The organism is Novosphingobium sp. FW305-C-111 (assembly GCF_058783565.1).
In genome coordinates, this window is record NZ_JBYSYP010000006.1 from 150885 (window position 1) to 166037 (window position 15153).

Consider the following 15153-nt stretch of genomic DNA (forward strand, 5'->3'; position numbering starts at 1 on the left):
GGCGTGTCGAGTTTGATCGGGGAAACAGTGACCTTGCGCCGGATCCTGACCAAAGTCCTCCTGCCCGCAGCGCTGGCATTCGGCGTCGTCGCCGCGCCGCTCGTGGCGCAGGACGCCGACGTTCCGTACTGGGTCTCGCTGAGCAAGGACAAGACCAACCTGCGGGTCGGGCCGGGGCGCGATTACCGGATCAGCTGGGTCTATGTCCGCAAGGGCCTGCCGCTGAAGGTGCTGCGCACGATGGGCGGCTGGCGGCTGGTGCAAGAGCCGGACGGCACGCGAGGCTGGGTCCTGGCGCGCTTCCTTACCCGTACCCGGACCGGAATGGTCAAAGGCGGGGTCAGCGAGATTCGCGAGAATTCGGACGGCACCGGGCGGCTCATGTGGAAGGTGGAGCCCGGCGTCGTCGGCCGGCTCGGCAACTGCGACGACGGCTGGTGCCAGTTCGATATCGACGGCCGCGTGGGTTATATCCGGCAGGTCAGCGTGTGGGGTGCCGGCAACCCCTGACGCCATGACCGCCCCGGACAGGCCGGGGCGGCCTTCGCATGGTCAGACGAGTTCGATGGCCAGCGCCGTGGCCTCTCCGCCGCCGATGCACAGGCTGGCGACGCCCTTCTTCTTGTTCTGCTTGCGCATTGCCGCGACGAGCGTGGTCACGATGCGGGTGCCCGAGGCGCCGATCGGGTGACCCAGCGCGGTCGCGCCGCCATTGACGTTGATCTTGTCGTGCGGGATGCCGAGATCGTGCATCGCGAACATCGCGACGCAAGCGAATGCCTCGTTGACCTCGAACAGGTCGACATCGCCGATCGACCAGCCGGCCTTGTCGAGAACCTTGGAGATCGCGCCCACCGGGGCGATGGTGAAGTCCTTCGGAGCCTGCGCGTGAGCGGCCAGCGCGACGATCCGGGCAACCGGCTCCAGCCCCGCAGCCTTGGCCGTGCTCTCGCGGGCCAGCACGACGGCGGCCGCGCCATCGGAGATCGAAGACGAGGTCGCCGCAGTGATTGTGCCGTCCTTGGCGAACGCGGGCTTCAGCGTCGGGATCTTGTCAGGCCGGCCCTTGCCCGGGGCTTCATCTGTATCGACGACGGTCTCCCCGGCGCGGCTCTTGACGGTGACCGGCACGATCTCGTCGGCAAAGCTGCCGTTCGCGATGGCACCTTGTGCCCGGCTCAGCGACTCGATCGAGAAGGCGTCCTGGGCCTCGCGGGTGAGCTGGTATTCATCGGCAGTTTCCTGGGCAAAAGTGCCCATCGCCCGGCCCGCCTCATAGGCGTCCTCGAGCCCGTCGAGGAACATGTGATCGTATGCGGTGTCGTGTCCGATCCGCGCGCCCGAGCGGTGCTTCTTGAGCAGGTATGGCGCGTTGGTCATCGATTCCATGCCGCCGGCGACGACGACGTCGATCGAGCCCGACGCCAGTGCCTCGGCGCCCATGATGATCGTCTGCATGCCCGAGCCGCAGACCTTGTTGACCGTGGTGGCCTGGACCGACTTGGGCAGGCCGGCCTTGATCGCGGCCTGGCGGGCAGGGGCCTGTCCAAGCCCTGCGGGAAGGACGCAGCCCATGTAGATGCGCTCGATGCTGTCCGGAGCGACGCCGGCGCGCTCGACCGCCGCCTTGACCGCGGTCGCGCCCAGATCGGTCGCGGAGGCGTCCGCGAGCGAGCCCTGCATGGCGCCCATCGGGGTGCGGGCGTAGGAAAGAATGACGACCGGATCGTTGGCGGAAAACTGGGCCATGGCTTCGCTGCCTTCCTGTGTTAGTTCGCAAGCACCGCCCCGGGCGGGCTTCGCGCGGCGGCATAGTGCTGCGCTGCACAAAAGGCAATCGGGCCGGAAAGGGGCAGGGGGCTTCAGATCATGGGGAGTGTCCAGCTGACGGTCTGGCAACTTGCGTCGGCGGGGGCCGTGCTGGGCGCGATCATCGGCAGTTTCCTGGGTGCCGCGCTGGTGCGGTTGCCGGCCGGACGCTCGATCGTGACGGGCCGTTCGGCCTGTGACAGCTGCGGCCAGCCGGTGGCGGCGGCAGACCTCGTGCCGATTGTCTCCTTCCTTTGGCTTCGGGGGCGGTGCCGGAACTGCCGGGCGCGGATCGACCCCTGGCATTTCGCGTGCGAATGCGGCGGAGCACTGGTGGGTGCGTTGCCATGGATCGTCATGACGGAGGCGTCGATCGCGGCGGCCGCGATGGTGCTGGGGTGGACGCTGCTCCTGCTCGCGCTGCTCGATGTCCGCCATTTCTGGCTGCCGATCCGCCTGGTTGCCGCCCTCGGGTTGCTGGGCGCGGCCTTTGTGACGGTGCGAAGCTGGCAGGCCGGATGGGACAAGGGCCCGCTTTTCGCCGCGGCGTGGGGCGGCGCACTCGGCTTTGCCATCCTGGCGATTGCCCGCGTCGCCTATCGCCGCCTGCGCGGGCGCGACGGGATGGGCGGCGGAGACCCGCTGCTGCTGGGCGCAATCGGCATCTGGCTGGGGCCGCTGGGGGTCATCGAGACGCTGCTGGGGGCCAGCCTCGTCGGGATTCTCGCTGCCGTCACCCTGCTCTTGACGGGGCGGCCGGTGGAGTCCGATACCGAGCTACCGCTGGGTACGGCGCTGGCCGCGGTGGCGTGGCCGCTGTTCCTGCTCCAGGGGTTCGGGTGAGGAGAACAAGACGATGATCGAGACCGAGACCTCCGCCATGCTCGGGGTGCTCCAGCGCCAGCGTGCCGCCTTCACCGCGGCGCGGCCCGAGCCGCTTTCGGTGCGCAACGACCGGCTGGTGCGCCTCGTGAAGATGCTTCAGGAGAATGCCGAGAAGCTGGCCTCCGCGATCAGCGAGGATTTCGGCCACCGCTCCATCGAACAATCGATGTTCACCGACATTGCCGCCGGGATCGGCTCGGTCCGCTACTGCCAGAAGCACATGAAGAGCTGGGCGAAGCCCGAGAGGCGCAAGGTCCGTTTCCCCCTCAACCTGCTCGGCGCCAAGGCCGAGGTCCGCTACGAACCCAAGGGCGTGATCGGCATCGTCGCGCCTTGGAACTTCCCGGTCGGCCTGACCATGTCGCCGCTGGCCGAAGCGCTCGCCGCCGGAAACCGGGCGATGATCAAGCCCTCGGAGTTCACCGAAAAGACCTCCGAGGCGATGGCCGAGCTGTTTCCGAAGTACTTTTCCGAGGACGAAGTCGCGGTGATCCTCGGCGGGCCGGCGACGGGGCAGGCGTTCTGCGGCCTGCCGTTCGACCACCTGCTGTTCACCGGGGCGACCGCGATCGGCAAGCACGTGCTCCACGCCGCGGCCGAGAACCTCGTGCCGGTGACGCTTGAACTGGGCGGCAAGTCTCCCACCATCATGGGCCGAAGCGCCAACGTGGAAAAGGCGGCCGAGCGCATCGCCATCGGCAAGATGCTCAACGCCGGGCAGATCTGCCTCGCGCCGGACTACATGCTGGTGCCCGAGGAACTGGAGGAGAAGGCGATCAGCTCGGTCGTCTCCAGCGTCTCGGCGATGTACCCGACCCTGCTGAACAACGACGACTACACCTCGGTCATCAACCGCCGCCACCGCGACCGGCTGGTCGGGCTGGTCGAGGATGCCAAGGCGAAGGGGGCCGAGGCGATCGAGGTCAACCCGGGCGGCGAGAACTTCGAAGGCTCGAACGGCAACAAGCTGCCGCTGACCATCCTGCGCAACGTAACCGACGACATGAAGGTCATGCAGGACGAGATTTTCGGGCCGGTCCTGCCGGTGAAGACCTATCGCAAGATCGACGAGGCGATCGACTACATCAACGCGCACGACCGCCCGCTCGGCCTCTATTTCTTCGGCGAGGACGCCGGAGAACGGGAGCAGGTGCTGACCCGGACAATCTCGGGCGGGGTCACGGTCAACGATGTCGTCATGCACGTCTCGGCCGAGGACCTGCCGTTCGGCGGGGTCGGGCCTTCGGGCATGGGCTCGTACCACGGGCCGGAGGGATTCAAGACCTTCAGCCATGCCCGTTCGGTCTACAGCCAGCCGAAGATCGACATTGCCAAGCTGGCCGGGCTCAAGCCGCCTTATGGCGATGCGCTGCGGCGCACGATCAAGCAGGCCATGAAGTAAGCTGCTCGGGCAGCGGGCAACGTGGGCGTGAGGCGATTTCCACGGATCTGACACACCGATCGTCATTGCGAGGCCGAAGGCCGAAGCAATCCAGAGGCATCGTCCCGCTTCAGCCCTCGATTGCTTCGTCGCTGCGCTCCTCGCAATGACGAAGCAGTCGGGTTTGCAAGCTGGACTACGTAGCCCGCATCCGCCATTTTTGCACCGCACAACTCTTGCGCCACGGCCCTTGCGGGACTAGGGCGCGGGGCACTTGGCACTTGCCCGAGTCAGCCTTTCGGGGAACGCATGCTCGACCTGTCACAGTATCTGCCGATCCTGATCTTCCTCGGGATCGCCCTGGCGCTTTCCACGGCGTTCGTGTTCCTGCCGATGGGCGTCGCACGCCTCACCGGCACGCACCAGCCGAATGCCGAGAAGAACAGCGAGTACGAATGCGGGTTCCCCGCGTTCGAGGACCCGCGCAGCCAGTTCGACGTGCGGTTCTACCTCGTCGCCATCCTGTTCATCATCTTCGACCTCGAAGCGGCGTTCCTGTTCCCCTGGGCCGTCAGCCTGAACCTGACCGGCTGGCCGGGCTGGATCACGATGATGGTGTTCCTGGGCGAACTGGTGATCGGCTTTGCCTATGCCTGGAAGAAGGGCGCGCTGGATTGGGAATGATCGCATGAACGCCGTAACGCCTCCTGCCGCGGGCACCGTCCTCGCGCCCGACCAGAGCTTCTTCGACAGCCTCAATGCCGAGGTTTCGGACAAGGGTTTCCTCGTCACCTCGACCGAGGAGCTGTTCCAGTGGGCGCGCACCGGCTCGTTGTGGTGGATGACCTTCGGGCTCGCCTGCTGCGCGGTCGAGATGATCCACGTCAACATGCCGCGCTACGACATGGAGCGGTTCGGCGTCGCCCCGCGCGCGTCCCCGCGCCAGTCGGACGTGATGATCGTCGCCGGCACGCTCTGCAACAAGATGGCCCCGGCGCTGCGCAAGGTCTACGACCAGATGTCGGAGCCCAAGTACGTCATCTCGATGGGCAGCTGCGCCAATGGCGGCGGCTATTACCACTACAGCTACAGCGTCGTGCGCGGCTGCGACCGGATCGTGCCGGTGGACATCTATGTCCCCGGCTGCCCCCCGACCGCCGAGGCGCTGCTTTACGGCGTGATGCAGCTGCAGCGGAAGATCCGCCGCGCCGGCACGTTGGAACGGTGAGGGGCAGGGCATGACCGTACTCCACTCCGCCCCCAAGTTCGCCTCGAACGAAGGCGTCTGCGCCGCGCTCTCCGCCGCGCTGGGCGACATGCTCGTCGCCGCCAAGGAAGAGCATGGCGAGATCCTGCTCACCGTGGCCCGCGACCGCGTGGAGGACGCACTGCGCCTCCTGCGCGACGAGCATGAATACCAGCAGCTGATGGAAATCGCCGGGGCGGACTATCCGGCCCGGGCCGAGCGGTTCGACGTCAACTACTGCCTGCTCAGCCTGACGAAGAACCACCGCATCGTCGTCAAGGTCACGACCGACGAGAACGCCCCGGTGCCCACCGTCACCACGCTGTGGCCGGTCGCCGGCTGGCTCGAGCGCGAGGTCTACGACATGTACGGCGTGCTGTTCGCCGGCAACCCGGACCTGCGCCGCATCCTCACCGACTATGGCTTCCAGGGCCACCCGTTCCGCAAGGACTTCCCGCTCACCGGCTATGTCGAGCTGCGCTATTCGGAAGAGGACAAGCGCGTCGTCTATGAACCGGTCGAGCTGGCGCAGGACCTGCGCACGTTCGACTTCCTGAGCCCGTGGGAAGGTGCGGACTATGTCCTGCCGGGCGACGAGAAGGTGGTGCAGCCGACGCCGGCTCCCGCGCCGGTCGCGACCAATCCGGCGCAGACCACTCCGCCCACCGTCGACAAGCCGAAGGTGACCGAGAGCAAGGCTGACACGGGCGCGGGCGAACCGGCCAACGACAAGGCGGCCGAGCCGGTCGCCAAGGCGAAGGCCGCCCCGAAGAAGACCGCGAAGGCCGAACCGACTGCGCCCGAGCCGACCGAGGCCCGTCCGGCACGGAAGCCGCGGGCAGCCAGGACCGCCGACACCCCGGAAGCGACCGAAACCAAGCCCAAGCGCGCGCGCAAGCCCAAGACCGATGGAGGTGAGGCGTGAGCCTGCAACTCGAACAGTCGCCGACCACCGGTGACGAGGTCATCACCAACTACACGATCAACTTCGGGCCCCAGCATCCCGCGGCGCACGGCGTGCTGCGCATGGTCATGGAGCTCGACGGCGAGATCATCGAGCGGATCGATCCGCACGTCGGCCTGCTCCACCGCGGCACCGAGAAGCTGATCGAGCACAAGACCTATCTCCAGGCGCTGCCGTACTTCGACCGGCTCGACTACTGCTCGCCGCTGGCGATGGAGCACTCCTATGTGCTCGCAGTGGAGAAGCTGCTCAACGTCGAGGTCCCGCTGCGCGCCCAGTACCTGCGCGTGCTGTTCGCCGAGCTGACCCGCATCTGCAACCACATGCTCAACATGGGGTCGCACGTGATGGACGTCGGCGCGATGACGCCGAACCTGTGGCTGTTCGAAGTGCGCGAGGATTGCCTCAACTTCTTCGAGCGCGCCTCGGGTGCGCGCATGCACTCGGCGTGGTTCCGCCCCGGCGGGGTCCACCAGGACGTGCCGGAGAAGCTGCTGGTCGACATCGGCGAATGGCTCGACACCCGCCTGCCGCGGCTGTTCGAGGACGCGATGAGCCTCGTTGTCGACAACCGCATCTTCAAGCAGCGCAACGTCGACATCGCCATCGTCAGCCGCGACGACGCGGTGCGCTGGGGCTTCTCCGGCCCGATGATCCGCGGCTCCGGCATCCCGTGGGACCTGCGCAAGAGCCAGCCCTACGACGTCTATGACCGGATGGAGTTCGACATCCCCGTTGGCACCAACGGCGACTGCTATGACCGGTTCATGGTCCGCGTCGAGGAAGTGCGCCAGTCCGCCCGGATCATGAAGCAGTGCCTCGCGGAAATGCCGCAGGGTCCGATCGCCAGCACCGACCGCAAGGTCTTCCCGCCCAAGCGCGCGGAGATGAAGCAGTCGATGGAAGCGCTGATCCACCACTTCAAGTACTATACCGAGGGCTTCCACGTGCCCGCCGGCGAAGTCTATGTCGCGACCGAAAGCCCCAAGGGCGAGTTCGGCGTGTACCTCGTCGCCGACGGCAGCAACAAGCCCTACCGCTGCAAGATCCGCCCGACCGCGTTCAGCCACCTCCAGGCGATGGACATGATGTGCAAGGGCCACATGCTGCCGGACGCGACCGCCATCCTCGGCGCGATCGACGTCGTTTTCGGGGAGTGCGACCGTTGAGCCGCGAGCTGTTCACCATGGTCCGGGTCTGGGCCGCTCTCACCGGCGTCGCGCTGGCCGCCTGGTGCCTGCTGATGGCGTTCCTCGGCACCGCGCACAGCCAGGTCCTGCCGATGCTGGTCGCCGGGATCGGCGGGTTCGAGCTGTTCCTGTTCGCACAGGACAAGTGGCTGGCGAAGCGCGCGGGGGGCTCGCGTGGCTGACCTTCTCGCCATCGCCGGCAAGATGATCGACGCGTACAACGCGCAGGATGTCGACACCTATGTGTCGTACATGACCGACGACGCGAGCGAGGCGAACTACTGCGGGGCGGTGGTGCGCGAAGGCAAGGAAGGCACGCGCTCTGGCCTCGCCGCCGCGTTCGCCAAATGGCCGCAGAACCGCGCCGAGATCCGCGACCGCCAGCAGGTCGGCAACTACGTGCTGATGCGCGAACACGTCACCCGTGGCCCGGCCAGCGACGGGTCCGAGCTGGTCGAGCCGTTCGACGTCGTCGCGATCTACAGCTTCGAAGGCGACAAGTGCTCCCGCGTGGAGTTCGTGCGATGAGGGGCGCGCTGGTCCTCCTCGGCGCGGCGCTGCTCGCGCCCGTTGCCGCGTCCGCACAGGGCGACCCGTGGAATCCGCCGGCCGGTGGTGACCACGGCGAGCGTTTCCGCGATCGCCCGATCTATGCGGGCGACTTCGTGATCATTCCCAAGGGCGACCAGTTCCTGCTCCTCGACAGCAAGACCGGGTGCATCTGGCGGCGCGAGACGTTCGCCGGTGTGTCATGGGTCCACGAATTTCCTGCAGGGGCGGGGCAGGAATGTGCCGACCGCCTCGCACAGGCCCGCACCAATGCCAGGCTGGGTAACAACTGATGGCCGATCGTAACCTCGAACCCGATACCCCCGAACTGCGCGCCCGCTGGGGCGGGTTCGCCTTCAACGAAGCATGGGACGCCAGGGCCAAGGCCGCGATCCTGCGCTATCCGGCGGGCCGCCAGCGCTCGGCGGTGATGGCGCTGCTCGACTATGCCCAGCGCCAGGTCGGTGAAGAGACCAATACGCAGGGCTGGCTGCCGCTTCCGGTGATCGAGTATGTCGCGAAATACCTGGACATGCCGGTGATCCGCGTGCTCGAGGTCGCGACGTTCTACTTCATGTACAACCTGGTGCCGGTAGGTCGCTTTCATGTGCAGGTCTGCGGCACCACGCCGTGCATGCTGCGCGGCTCTGACGATATCATGGCTGCGTGCAAGAAGCGCGGGATGGCCAAGGGCCACACCACGGACGACGGCCTGTGGACGCTGACCGAGGTCGAGTGCATGGGCAACTGCTCGTCGGCGCCGATGGTCCAGATCAACGACGACAACTACGAGGACCTGACGGTCGAAAGCCTGGATCGCGTGCTCGACGAACTTGCCGCCGGCCGCCAGCCGAAGACCGGGACGCAGCTGCCCGGGCGACACACGGTGGAGCCGGAAGGCGGGCCGACGACGCTCAAGGAAATGGTCTCGGCCAACCACGATTACCGGGGGGAGTGGTAATGGGTCTGCGCCAGCTTCTCGATAACCCGTCCGGAGGCCAGACGTTCAGTGCGCTGGTGGCGATGGCGCTGCTGGTCATCGTACTTTTTGGGCTGTTTTTCGCCTCTGTTTGGGATTTGCTCGAAGGCAGAAAGATTGGCCTCGGCCAAGCCAGCGCCATGTTGGGTTCGGGTATTGGTATCGCACGTCTCTTTGATTTTTTGAGGTCGCGTCATGCTCGCTGACAAGGACCGCATCTTCACCAATCTCTACGGCTACCAGCCGTGGAACCTGAAGGCTGCGCAGGCGCGCGGGGACTGGGATGATACCAAGGGCCTGATGGCGCGCGGGCAGGATGCGATCATCCAGGAAATCAAGGATTCCGGCCTGCGCGGACGCGGCGGTGCGGGGTTCCCGACGGGGATGAAGTGGTCGTTCATGCCGAAGGAAAGCAAGGACGGCCGTCCCAGCTTCCTCGTCATCAACGCCGACGAGTCCGAGCCCGGTTCGTGCAAGGACCGCGAGATCATCCGCCACGATCCGCACAAGCTGATCGAGGGCGCGCTGGTCGCCGGTTACGCGATGCGGGCGCGCGCCGCCTACATCTACATCCGCGGCGAATACATCCGCGAGGCCGAGACGCTCTTCGCCGCCGTTCAGGAGGCCTATGACGCCGGCCTGCTCGGCAAGAACGCGGCGGGATCAGGCTATGACTTCGACGTCTTCGTCCACCGCGGCGCGGGCGCCTACATCTGCGGCGAAGAGACCGCGATGATTGAAAGCCTCGAGGGCAAGAAGGGCCAGCCACGGCTCAAGCCCCCGTTCCCGGCGGGCGCGGGGCTCTATGGCTGCCCGACCACCGTGAACAACGTCGAGAGCATTGCCGTCGCCCCCACGATCCTGCGGCGCGGCGCGGGCTGGTTCGCCGGCTTCGGGCGCGACAACAACAAGGGCACCAAGCTCTTCCAGATCAGCGGCCACGTGAACAAGCCGTGCGTCGTCGAAGAAGCCATGAGCATCCCGTTCAGCGAGCTGATCGAGAAGCACTGCGGCGGCATTCGCGGCGGCAAGGACAACCTGCTGGCGGTGATCCCCGGCGGCTCCTCGGTCCCGCTGGTTCCGGCCGCCGAGATCTGGGACGCGCCGATGGACTTCGACGGCCTCAAGGCAGTCGGCTCGGGCCTCGGCACCGCGGCGGTCATCGTCATGGACAAGTCGACCGACATCGTCCGCGCGATCAGCCGCCTGTCGTACTTCTACAAGCACGAAAGCTGCGGCCAGTGCACCCCGTGCCGCGAGGGCACCGGCTGGATGTGGCGGGTGATGGAACGCCTCCGCACCGGCGACGCCGACGTGCGCGAGATCGACATGCTCCAGGAAGTGACCAAGCAGGTCGAAGGCCACACCATCTGCGCGCTGGGCGACGCGGCGGCATGGCCGATCCAGGGCCTGATCAAGCACTTCCGGCCCGAGCTGGAACGCCGCATTGCGGAGAACACGCGGGAGGCGGCGGAGTAATGAGACTGAGCCAGGTCTCCGGTGCCGCGTATGCGCTGGTGCTCGCTGCCGGTGCGCCCCAAAGCGCGCATGAGGAACTCACCTACGACTACGAGGACATCGCGGTCTCGACGGAACGCGTTAGCAAGCTTCTTGCCAGTCCCGCAGGTTGGGGTGACCGACCGACATTCTTTGTCGAGAAGGCCCGGGCAGCATTCTGCTTCATAGAAGAAAATAAAGAGCAGGCCGCCAATGTGATCCGCGACGGGATGGCAAAGGGGAGGACCTTCGCATCCCGCGACATGGTCGATCTGGGACAGAGTGCCTGCTTCAAGCTGTTCCGCAAGGAGGCTTCGCTCCCTCGGTACCGCAACGACGAATTCAAGCTTTACAATACGACGTTCGAATATGGCGAATTTCGCAATTACGTCGTGCGCTACGTCGCAAGTTGCATGTGGGAGAAGGATTCATTTTTCCACGATGAGCTGCGCGACGTCGCCAATCCAGATGGCCTCGGGTCCTATCTCGCAAGCCGTTATCGTGAGCCGCTATTCGCTCCGTCCGGTCAGGCTTGCTTTCCTGCCTACGACGAAATGGCAAAGGCGGACCTCGGTTTCAGTCGTTCAATCGTGCAACAGATGCTGGTCCGCAAGGAGCTCGACCGCTGATGCCTAAACTCACCGTCGACGGCGTCGAACTCGAAGTCCCGGCAGGCGCGACCGTCCTGCAGGCGTGCGAGCTGGCCGGCAAGGAAATCCCCCGCTTTTGCTACCATGAGCGGCTGAGCATCGCCGGCAATTGCCGGATGTGCCTGGTCGAGGTTGCGCCGGGGCCGCCGAAGCCGCAGGCGTCGTGCGCGCTGCCGGCCGCCGAAGGGCAGGTCATCAAGACCGACAGCGAGATGGTCAAGAAGGCGCGGGAAGGGGTGATGGAGTTCCTCCTCATCAACCACCCGCTCGACTGCCCGATCTGCGACCAGGGCGGCGAATGCGACCTGCAGGACCAGTCGGTCGCTTATGGCCGCGGTGCCTCGCGCTATGACGAGAACAAGCGCGCGGTGACCGACAAGTACATGGGCCCGCTGATCAAGACGACGATGACGCGGTGCATCCACTGCACCCGCTGCGTCCGCTTCAGCGAGGAGATCGCCGGCGTGGACGAGATCGGCGCGCTCTATCGCGGCGAGTCGATGCAGATAACGACCTATCTGGAAAAGGCGGCCAAGCACGAGCTTTCGGCCAACGTGATCGACCTCTGCCCGGTCGGCGCGCTGACCTCGAAGCCCTATGCGTTCGAGGCGCGGCCGTGGGAGCTCAAGAAGACCCTGTCGATCGACGTCACCGACGCGGTCGGTGCGAACATCCGCCTCGACAGCCGCGGCCGCGAGGTCATGCGCATCCTGCCGCGCGTCAACGACGACGTGAACGAGGAATGGCTGTCCGACCGCGGCCGGTTCTGCGTCGATGGGCTGACCCGCCGTCGGCTCGACCGCCCGTGGATCCGCAAGGGCGGGAAGCTGGTCGCGGCGAGCTGGGACGAGGCGTTTTCGGTCATCGCGAAGGCCAAGCCCGGCTCCTCGGTCGCGGCGATTGCGGGCGACCAGGCCGATTGCGAAACCATGTTCGCGGCGAAGAAGCTGCTGGCCGAGTTGGGCTCGACACTGCTCGAAGGCCGCCAGACCGGCTTGGCGTATGATACCTCCAGCCTTGCCGCGGTGAACTTCAATTCGGGCTTCGCCGGGATCGAGGAGGCTGACGCCATCCTCATCGTCGGCTCGAACGTCCGCGACGAGGCACCGCTGGTCAACGCCCGCCTGCGCAAGGCGGCGAAGCGCGGGGCCAAGGTGTTCATCCTCGGCCCGCAGTGGGATCCGACATTCCCGGCGACCTTCCTCGGCGGCGACCTTGCCGTTCTCGGCAACCTGCCGGAGCAGGTCAGCGAGGCGTTTTCGGGTGCGACCAAGCCCGCGATCATTCTCGGCGGGGCTGGCCTTGCCAAGGGTGCGCTCGGGCCGCTGCTCGGTCTTGCCGCTACGTGGAACCTCGTCCGCGACGGCTGGAACGGCTTCAACGTGCTCCACATGGCAGCCTCGCGCATGGGCGGACTGATGCTCGGCTATGCGCAGAAGGGCGGCATCGCCGACATCGCCGCCGCCGCACCCAAGGTCGTGTTCTTCCTCGGCGCGGACGAGGTCGATTTCTCGAAATTCGACAAGAGCCTGAAGGTCTTCATCGGTCATCACGGTGACAAGGGCGCCCATGCTGCCGACGTCATCCTCCCCGGCGCGGCGTGGACCGAGCGGGACGGGACCTACGTCAACACCGAAGGCCGCGTGCAGGTCGCCGAAAAGGCCGTGTTCGCGCCAGGCGACGCACGCGAGGACTGGACGATCCTGCGCGCTCTCGCCGATGCGCTGGGCGTTTCGGTCGGCTTCGACAGCTTCGCGCAGCTGCGCGCGGCGATGATCGCGCAGGTCCCGGCGCTCGGCGTCGAAGGGCTGGCGGACTATGGCTCGGCACTTCCGGCAGGGTCTGGCAAGGCCGAGGGCGTGATTGCCGGGTATCCGATCAAGGACCACTACCTCGTCAACGCCGTGTGCCGCTCGAGCCCGACGCTGCAGCGCTGCTCGGCCGAACTGCTCCACGGCGAGATGCAAGCGGAGGCCGCGGAATGACCGAGACCTTCATGAACTGGGGCCTGTCCTACGACTGGGCCTGGGCACTCGCCACCATCGCCGGCATCCTGCTGATCGCGCTTCCGCTGATGCTCGGCGTGGCGATGATCATCTATGCCGACCGCAAGATCTGGGCGGCGATGGCGCTGCGGCGCGGGCCGAACGTGGTCGGGCCGTTCGGCCTGCTCCAGTCGTTCGCCGACGGTCTGAAGGTGTTCCTGCAGGAAACCATCATCCCGAGCGCGGCGAACAAGGGCCTGTTCCTGATCGCGCCGATCATCACTTTCACCGTCGCGCTGATGGCGTGGGCGGTGATCCCGTTCAACTCGGGCGCGATTCTCGCCGATATCAACGTGGGCCTGCTCTACGTCCTCGCGATCAGTTCGCTGGGCGTTTACGGCACGGTGATCGCGGGCTGGTCGTCGAACTCGAAGTACCCGTTCTTCTCGGCCATGCGCGCCTCGGCGCAGATGATCAGCTACGAAGTCTCGATCGGCTTCATCCTGATCTGCGTGGTGCTGTGGGCGGGCACGTTCAACATGAACGGCATTGTCATGGCGCAGAAGGGGCACGTCTTCGGCCTGCTCAACGGGTTCGTGTTCAACCCGTTGCTGTTCCCGATGTGGGTGATGTTCCTCATCTCCGGCATGGCCGAAACCCAGCGCGCCCCGTTCGACCTGACCGAGGCGGAAAGCGAGCTCGTCGCCGGGTACCAGACCGAATACTCGAGCATGAGCTTCGCGCTCTACTGGCTCGGCGAATATGCCAACGTCCTCCTGATGTGCGCGCTGAACGCGACGCTGTTCTGGGGCGGATGGCTGCCGCCGCTCGACATTCCGGTGCTCTACATGGTCCCGGGCTTCGTCTGGCTGCTGCTCAAGATCCTGTTCTTCTTCTTCGTCTTCAGCTGGGTGAAGGCGACGGTCCCGCGGTACCGCTACGACCAGCTGATGCGGCTGGGCTGGAAGGTGTTCCTGCCCGTTTCGCTCGGCTTCGTGGTGCTGGTGAGCGGGTATCTGATGTTCACGAGGTTCGGGGCGTGAGAGTCGTCTTTGCTCTTGCAGGGTTATTCTGCGCCGCGAATCCGGCGTTAGCGGCAACGTACGACTGCACGGTCGAAAGCCCGATTGCGGTTCATCGCGAAGGTGAGACCGCGACGCTCAAGAAGATCACTGTCGGTGGTGCTGAAACGGAGAAATGGAACTTCACTATCGAGGTGAAGCCCGCGCGGTCGGCAAATGATTTGCCCGAAGCAGTGATCACTTGGCCGACAAATCCAATCCAGATCCAGGGCACGTTCATTTATTTGCCCACCTCAGATGCATCGGGCGCAATTGTTGCTTTATCTGGTGGCCCCTGCCTCTTTACCGAGTCAGCCTGCATGACGATCATCCAAATTGTCGACCAGTCGGACAAGGTTGCGAAGGTCGAGATTTTGCCATCCGCTATCGCTGGAGACGAAAAGTCCGGGCGCGAGCCATTCCTCGTTGTGATGGAAGGTGAATGCGCCAAAGGAGCTGCGACATGACCGCCGCCCAACTCATCAAATCCTTCACCCTCTGGGAATTCCTGAAGGCGCATTGGCTGACCTTGAAGTACTTCTTCAAGCCCAAGGCGACGCTGAACTACCCGTTCGAGAAGAACCCGCTGTCCCCGCGCTTCCGCGGCGAGCATGCGCTGCGCCGCTATCCGAACGGCGAGGAGCGGTGCATCGCGTGCAAGCTGTGCGAGGCAGTGTGCCCGGCGCAGGCGATCACGATCGAGGCGGAGCCGCGCGACGACGGTTCGCGCCGCACCACCCGCTATGACATCGACATGACCAAGTGCATCTTCTGCGGCTTCTGCCAGGAAGCGTGCCCGGTCGATGCCATCGTCGAAGGGCCGAACTTCGAATACGCGACCGAAACGCGCGAGGAACTGCTCTACGACAAGGCGAAGCTGCTGGCGAACGGGGACAAGTGGGAGCGGGCCATCGCCGCGAACCTTGAAGCCGATGCGCCGTATCGCTAGGGGCCGCG

Annotated in this window: 19 protein-coding genes; 18 read left to right on the top strand and 1 reads right to left on the bottom strand. The window is 65.7% G+C overall.

What is annotated here, in order from left to right; genetic code table 11:
* The first annotated feature begins 12 nt into the window (after window positions 1-12).
* Complete coding sequence (locus tag AC3WLD_RS09020; protein WP_492556618.1) at window positions 13-510, top strand: SH3 domain-containing protein; 498 nt, start codon at window positions 13-15, stop codon at window positions 508-510.
* Between the two features lie 42 nt (window positions 511-552).
* Here the strand turns inward: AC3WLD_RS09020 and AC3WLD_RS09025 are convergent, their stop codons facing one another.
* The gene (locus AC3WLD_RS09025) at window positions 553-1749 is read right to left on the bottom strand and encodes an acetyl-CoA C-acyltransferase (protein WP_492556619.1); all 1197 of its coding nucleotides are present in this window, start codon (window positions 1747-1749) and stop codon (window positions 553-555) included.
* Between the two features lie 120 nt (window positions 1750-1869).
* Between AC3WLD_RS09025 and AC3WLD_RS09030 the strand changes: the two genes are divergently transcribed.
* The 17 genes from AC3WLD_RS09030 to nuoI all read left to right on the top strand — a co-directional run bounded on the left by AC3WLD_RS09030 (window position 1870) and on the right by nuoI (window position 15145).
* Complete coding sequence (locus tag AC3WLD_RS09030; RefSeq protein ID WP_492556620.1) at window positions 1870-2652, top strand: prepilin peptidase; 783 nt, start codon at window positions 1870-1872, stop codon at window positions 2650-2652.
* 13 nt (window positions 2653-2665) lie between these two features.
* The gene (locus tag AC3WLD_RS09035) at window positions 2666-4096 is read left to right on the top strand and encodes a coniferyl aldehyde dehydrogenase (protein WP_492556621.1); all 1431 of its coding nucleotides are present in this window, start codon (window positions 2666-2668) and stop codon (window positions 4094-4096) included.
* 288 nt (window positions 4097-4384) lie between these two features.
* Complete coding sequence (locus tag AC3WLD_RS09040) at window positions 4385-4759, top strand: NADH-quinone oxidoreductase subunit A (protein ID WP_492556622.1); 375 nt, start codon at window positions 4385-4387, stop codon at window positions 4757-4759.
* Window positions 4760-4763: 4 nt separating this feature from the next.
* Entirely contained in the window at window positions 4764-5303 is a 540-nt protein-coding gene (locus AC3WLD_RS09045) for a NuoB/complex I 20 kDa subunit family protein (RefSeq protein ID WP_492556623.1), read from the top strand.
* Window positions 5304-5313: 10 nt separating this feature from the next.
* Window positions 5314-6246, top strand: a complete 933-nt coding sequence (locus AC3WLD_RS09050) for an NADH-quinone oxidoreductase subunit C (RefSeq protein ID WP_492556624.1) — start codon at window positions 5314-5316, stop codon at window positions 6244-6246.
* Window positions 6243-7454, top strand: coding sequence for an NADH-quinone oxidoreductase subunit D (locus AC3WLD_RS09055; RefSeq protein ID WP_492556625.1), 1212 nt, complete (start codon window positions 6243-6245; stop codon window positions 7452-7454). The genes AC3WLD_RS09050 and AC3WLD_RS09055 overlap by 4 nt, the downstream gene beginning before the upstream one ends.
* Window positions 7451-7657 carry a hypothetical protein gene (locus AC3WLD_RS09060; RefSeq protein WP_492556626.1) on the top strand — a complete coding sequence of 69 codons (207 nt, stop codon included), beginning with the start codon at window positions 7451-7453 and terminating at the stop codon, window positions 7655-7657. The genes AC3WLD_RS09055 and AC3WLD_RS09060 overlap by 4 nt, the downstream gene beginning before the upstream one ends.
* Window positions 7658-7679: 22 nt before the next feature.
* Window positions 7680-8003: a nuclear transport factor 2 family protein gene (locus AC3WLD_RS09065; protein WP_492556741.1), complete on the top strand. Its 324-nt coding sequence runs from the start codon at window positions 7680-7682 to the stop codon at window positions 8001-8003.
* Window positions 8000-8317 carry a hypothetical protein gene (locus AC3WLD_RS09070; protein ID WP_492556627.1) on the top strand — a complete coding sequence of 106 codons (318 nt, stop codon included), beginning with the start codon at window positions 8000-8002 and terminating at the stop codon, window positions 8315-8317. Before AC3WLD_RS09065 ends, AC3WLD_RS09070 begins: the two co-directional genes overlap by 4 nt.
* Window positions 8317-8985, top strand: coding sequence for an NADH-quinone oxidoreductase subunit NuoE (gene nuoE, locus AC3WLD_RS09075; RefSeq protein ID WP_492556628.1), 669 nt, complete (start codon window positions 8317-8319; stop codon window positions 8983-8985). Before AC3WLD_RS09070 ends, nuoE begins: the two co-directional genes overlap by 1 nt.
* Window positions 8985-9209: a hypothetical protein gene (locus tag AC3WLD_RS09080; RefSeq protein WP_492556629.1), complete on the top strand. Its 225-nt coding sequence runs from the start codon at window positions 8985-8987 to the stop codon at window positions 9207-9209. The genes nuoE and AC3WLD_RS09080 overlap by 1 nt, the downstream gene beginning before the upstream one ends.
* Window positions 9199-10482 carry an NADH-quinone oxidoreductase subunit NuoF gene (gene nuoF, locus AC3WLD_RS09085; protein ID WP_492556630.1) on the top strand — a complete coding sequence of 428 codons (1284 nt, stop codon included), beginning with the start codon at window positions 9199-9201 and terminating at the stop codon, window positions 10480-10482. Before AC3WLD_RS09080 ends, nuoF begins: the two co-directional genes overlap by 11 nt.
* Entirely contained in the window at window positions 10482-11129 is a 648-nt protein-coding gene (locus AC3WLD_RS09090) for a hypothetical protein (RefSeq protein ID WP_492556631.1), read from the top strand. The genes nuoF and AC3WLD_RS09090 overlap by 1 nt, the downstream gene beginning before the upstream one ends.
* Window positions 11129-13135: an NADH-quinone oxidoreductase subunit NuoG gene (gene nuoG / locus AC3WLD_RS09095; RefSeq protein ID WP_492556632.1), complete on the top strand. Its 2007-nt coding sequence runs from the start codon at window positions 11129-11131 to the stop codon at window positions 13133-13135. Before AC3WLD_RS09090 ends, nuoG begins: the two co-directional genes overlap by 1 nt.
* Window positions 13132-14178, top strand: coding sequence for an NADH-quinone oxidoreductase subunit NuoH (gene nuoH, locus AC3WLD_RS09100; RefSeq protein ID WP_492556633.1), 1047 nt, complete (start codon window positions 13132-13134; stop codon window positions 14176-14178). The genes nuoG and nuoH overlap by 4 nt, the downstream gene beginning before the upstream one ends.
* Window positions 14175-14663 (top strand): hypothetical protein, encoded by a 489-nt coding sequence (locus AC3WLD_RS09105; protein ID WP_492556634.1) that lies wholly within the window; start codon window positions 14175-14177, stop codon window positions 14661-14663. Before nuoH ends, AC3WLD_RS09105 begins: the two co-directional genes overlap by 4 nt.
* Window positions 14660-15145 (top strand): NADH-quinone oxidoreductase subunit NuoI, encoded by a 486-nt coding sequence (gene nuoI / locus AC3WLD_RS09110; RefSeq protein ID WP_492556635.1) that lies wholly within the window; start codon window positions 14660-14662, stop codon window positions 15143-15145. Before AC3WLD_RS09105 ends, nuoI begins: the two co-directional genes overlap by 4 nt.
* Window positions 15146-15153: the final 8 nt, after the last annotated feature.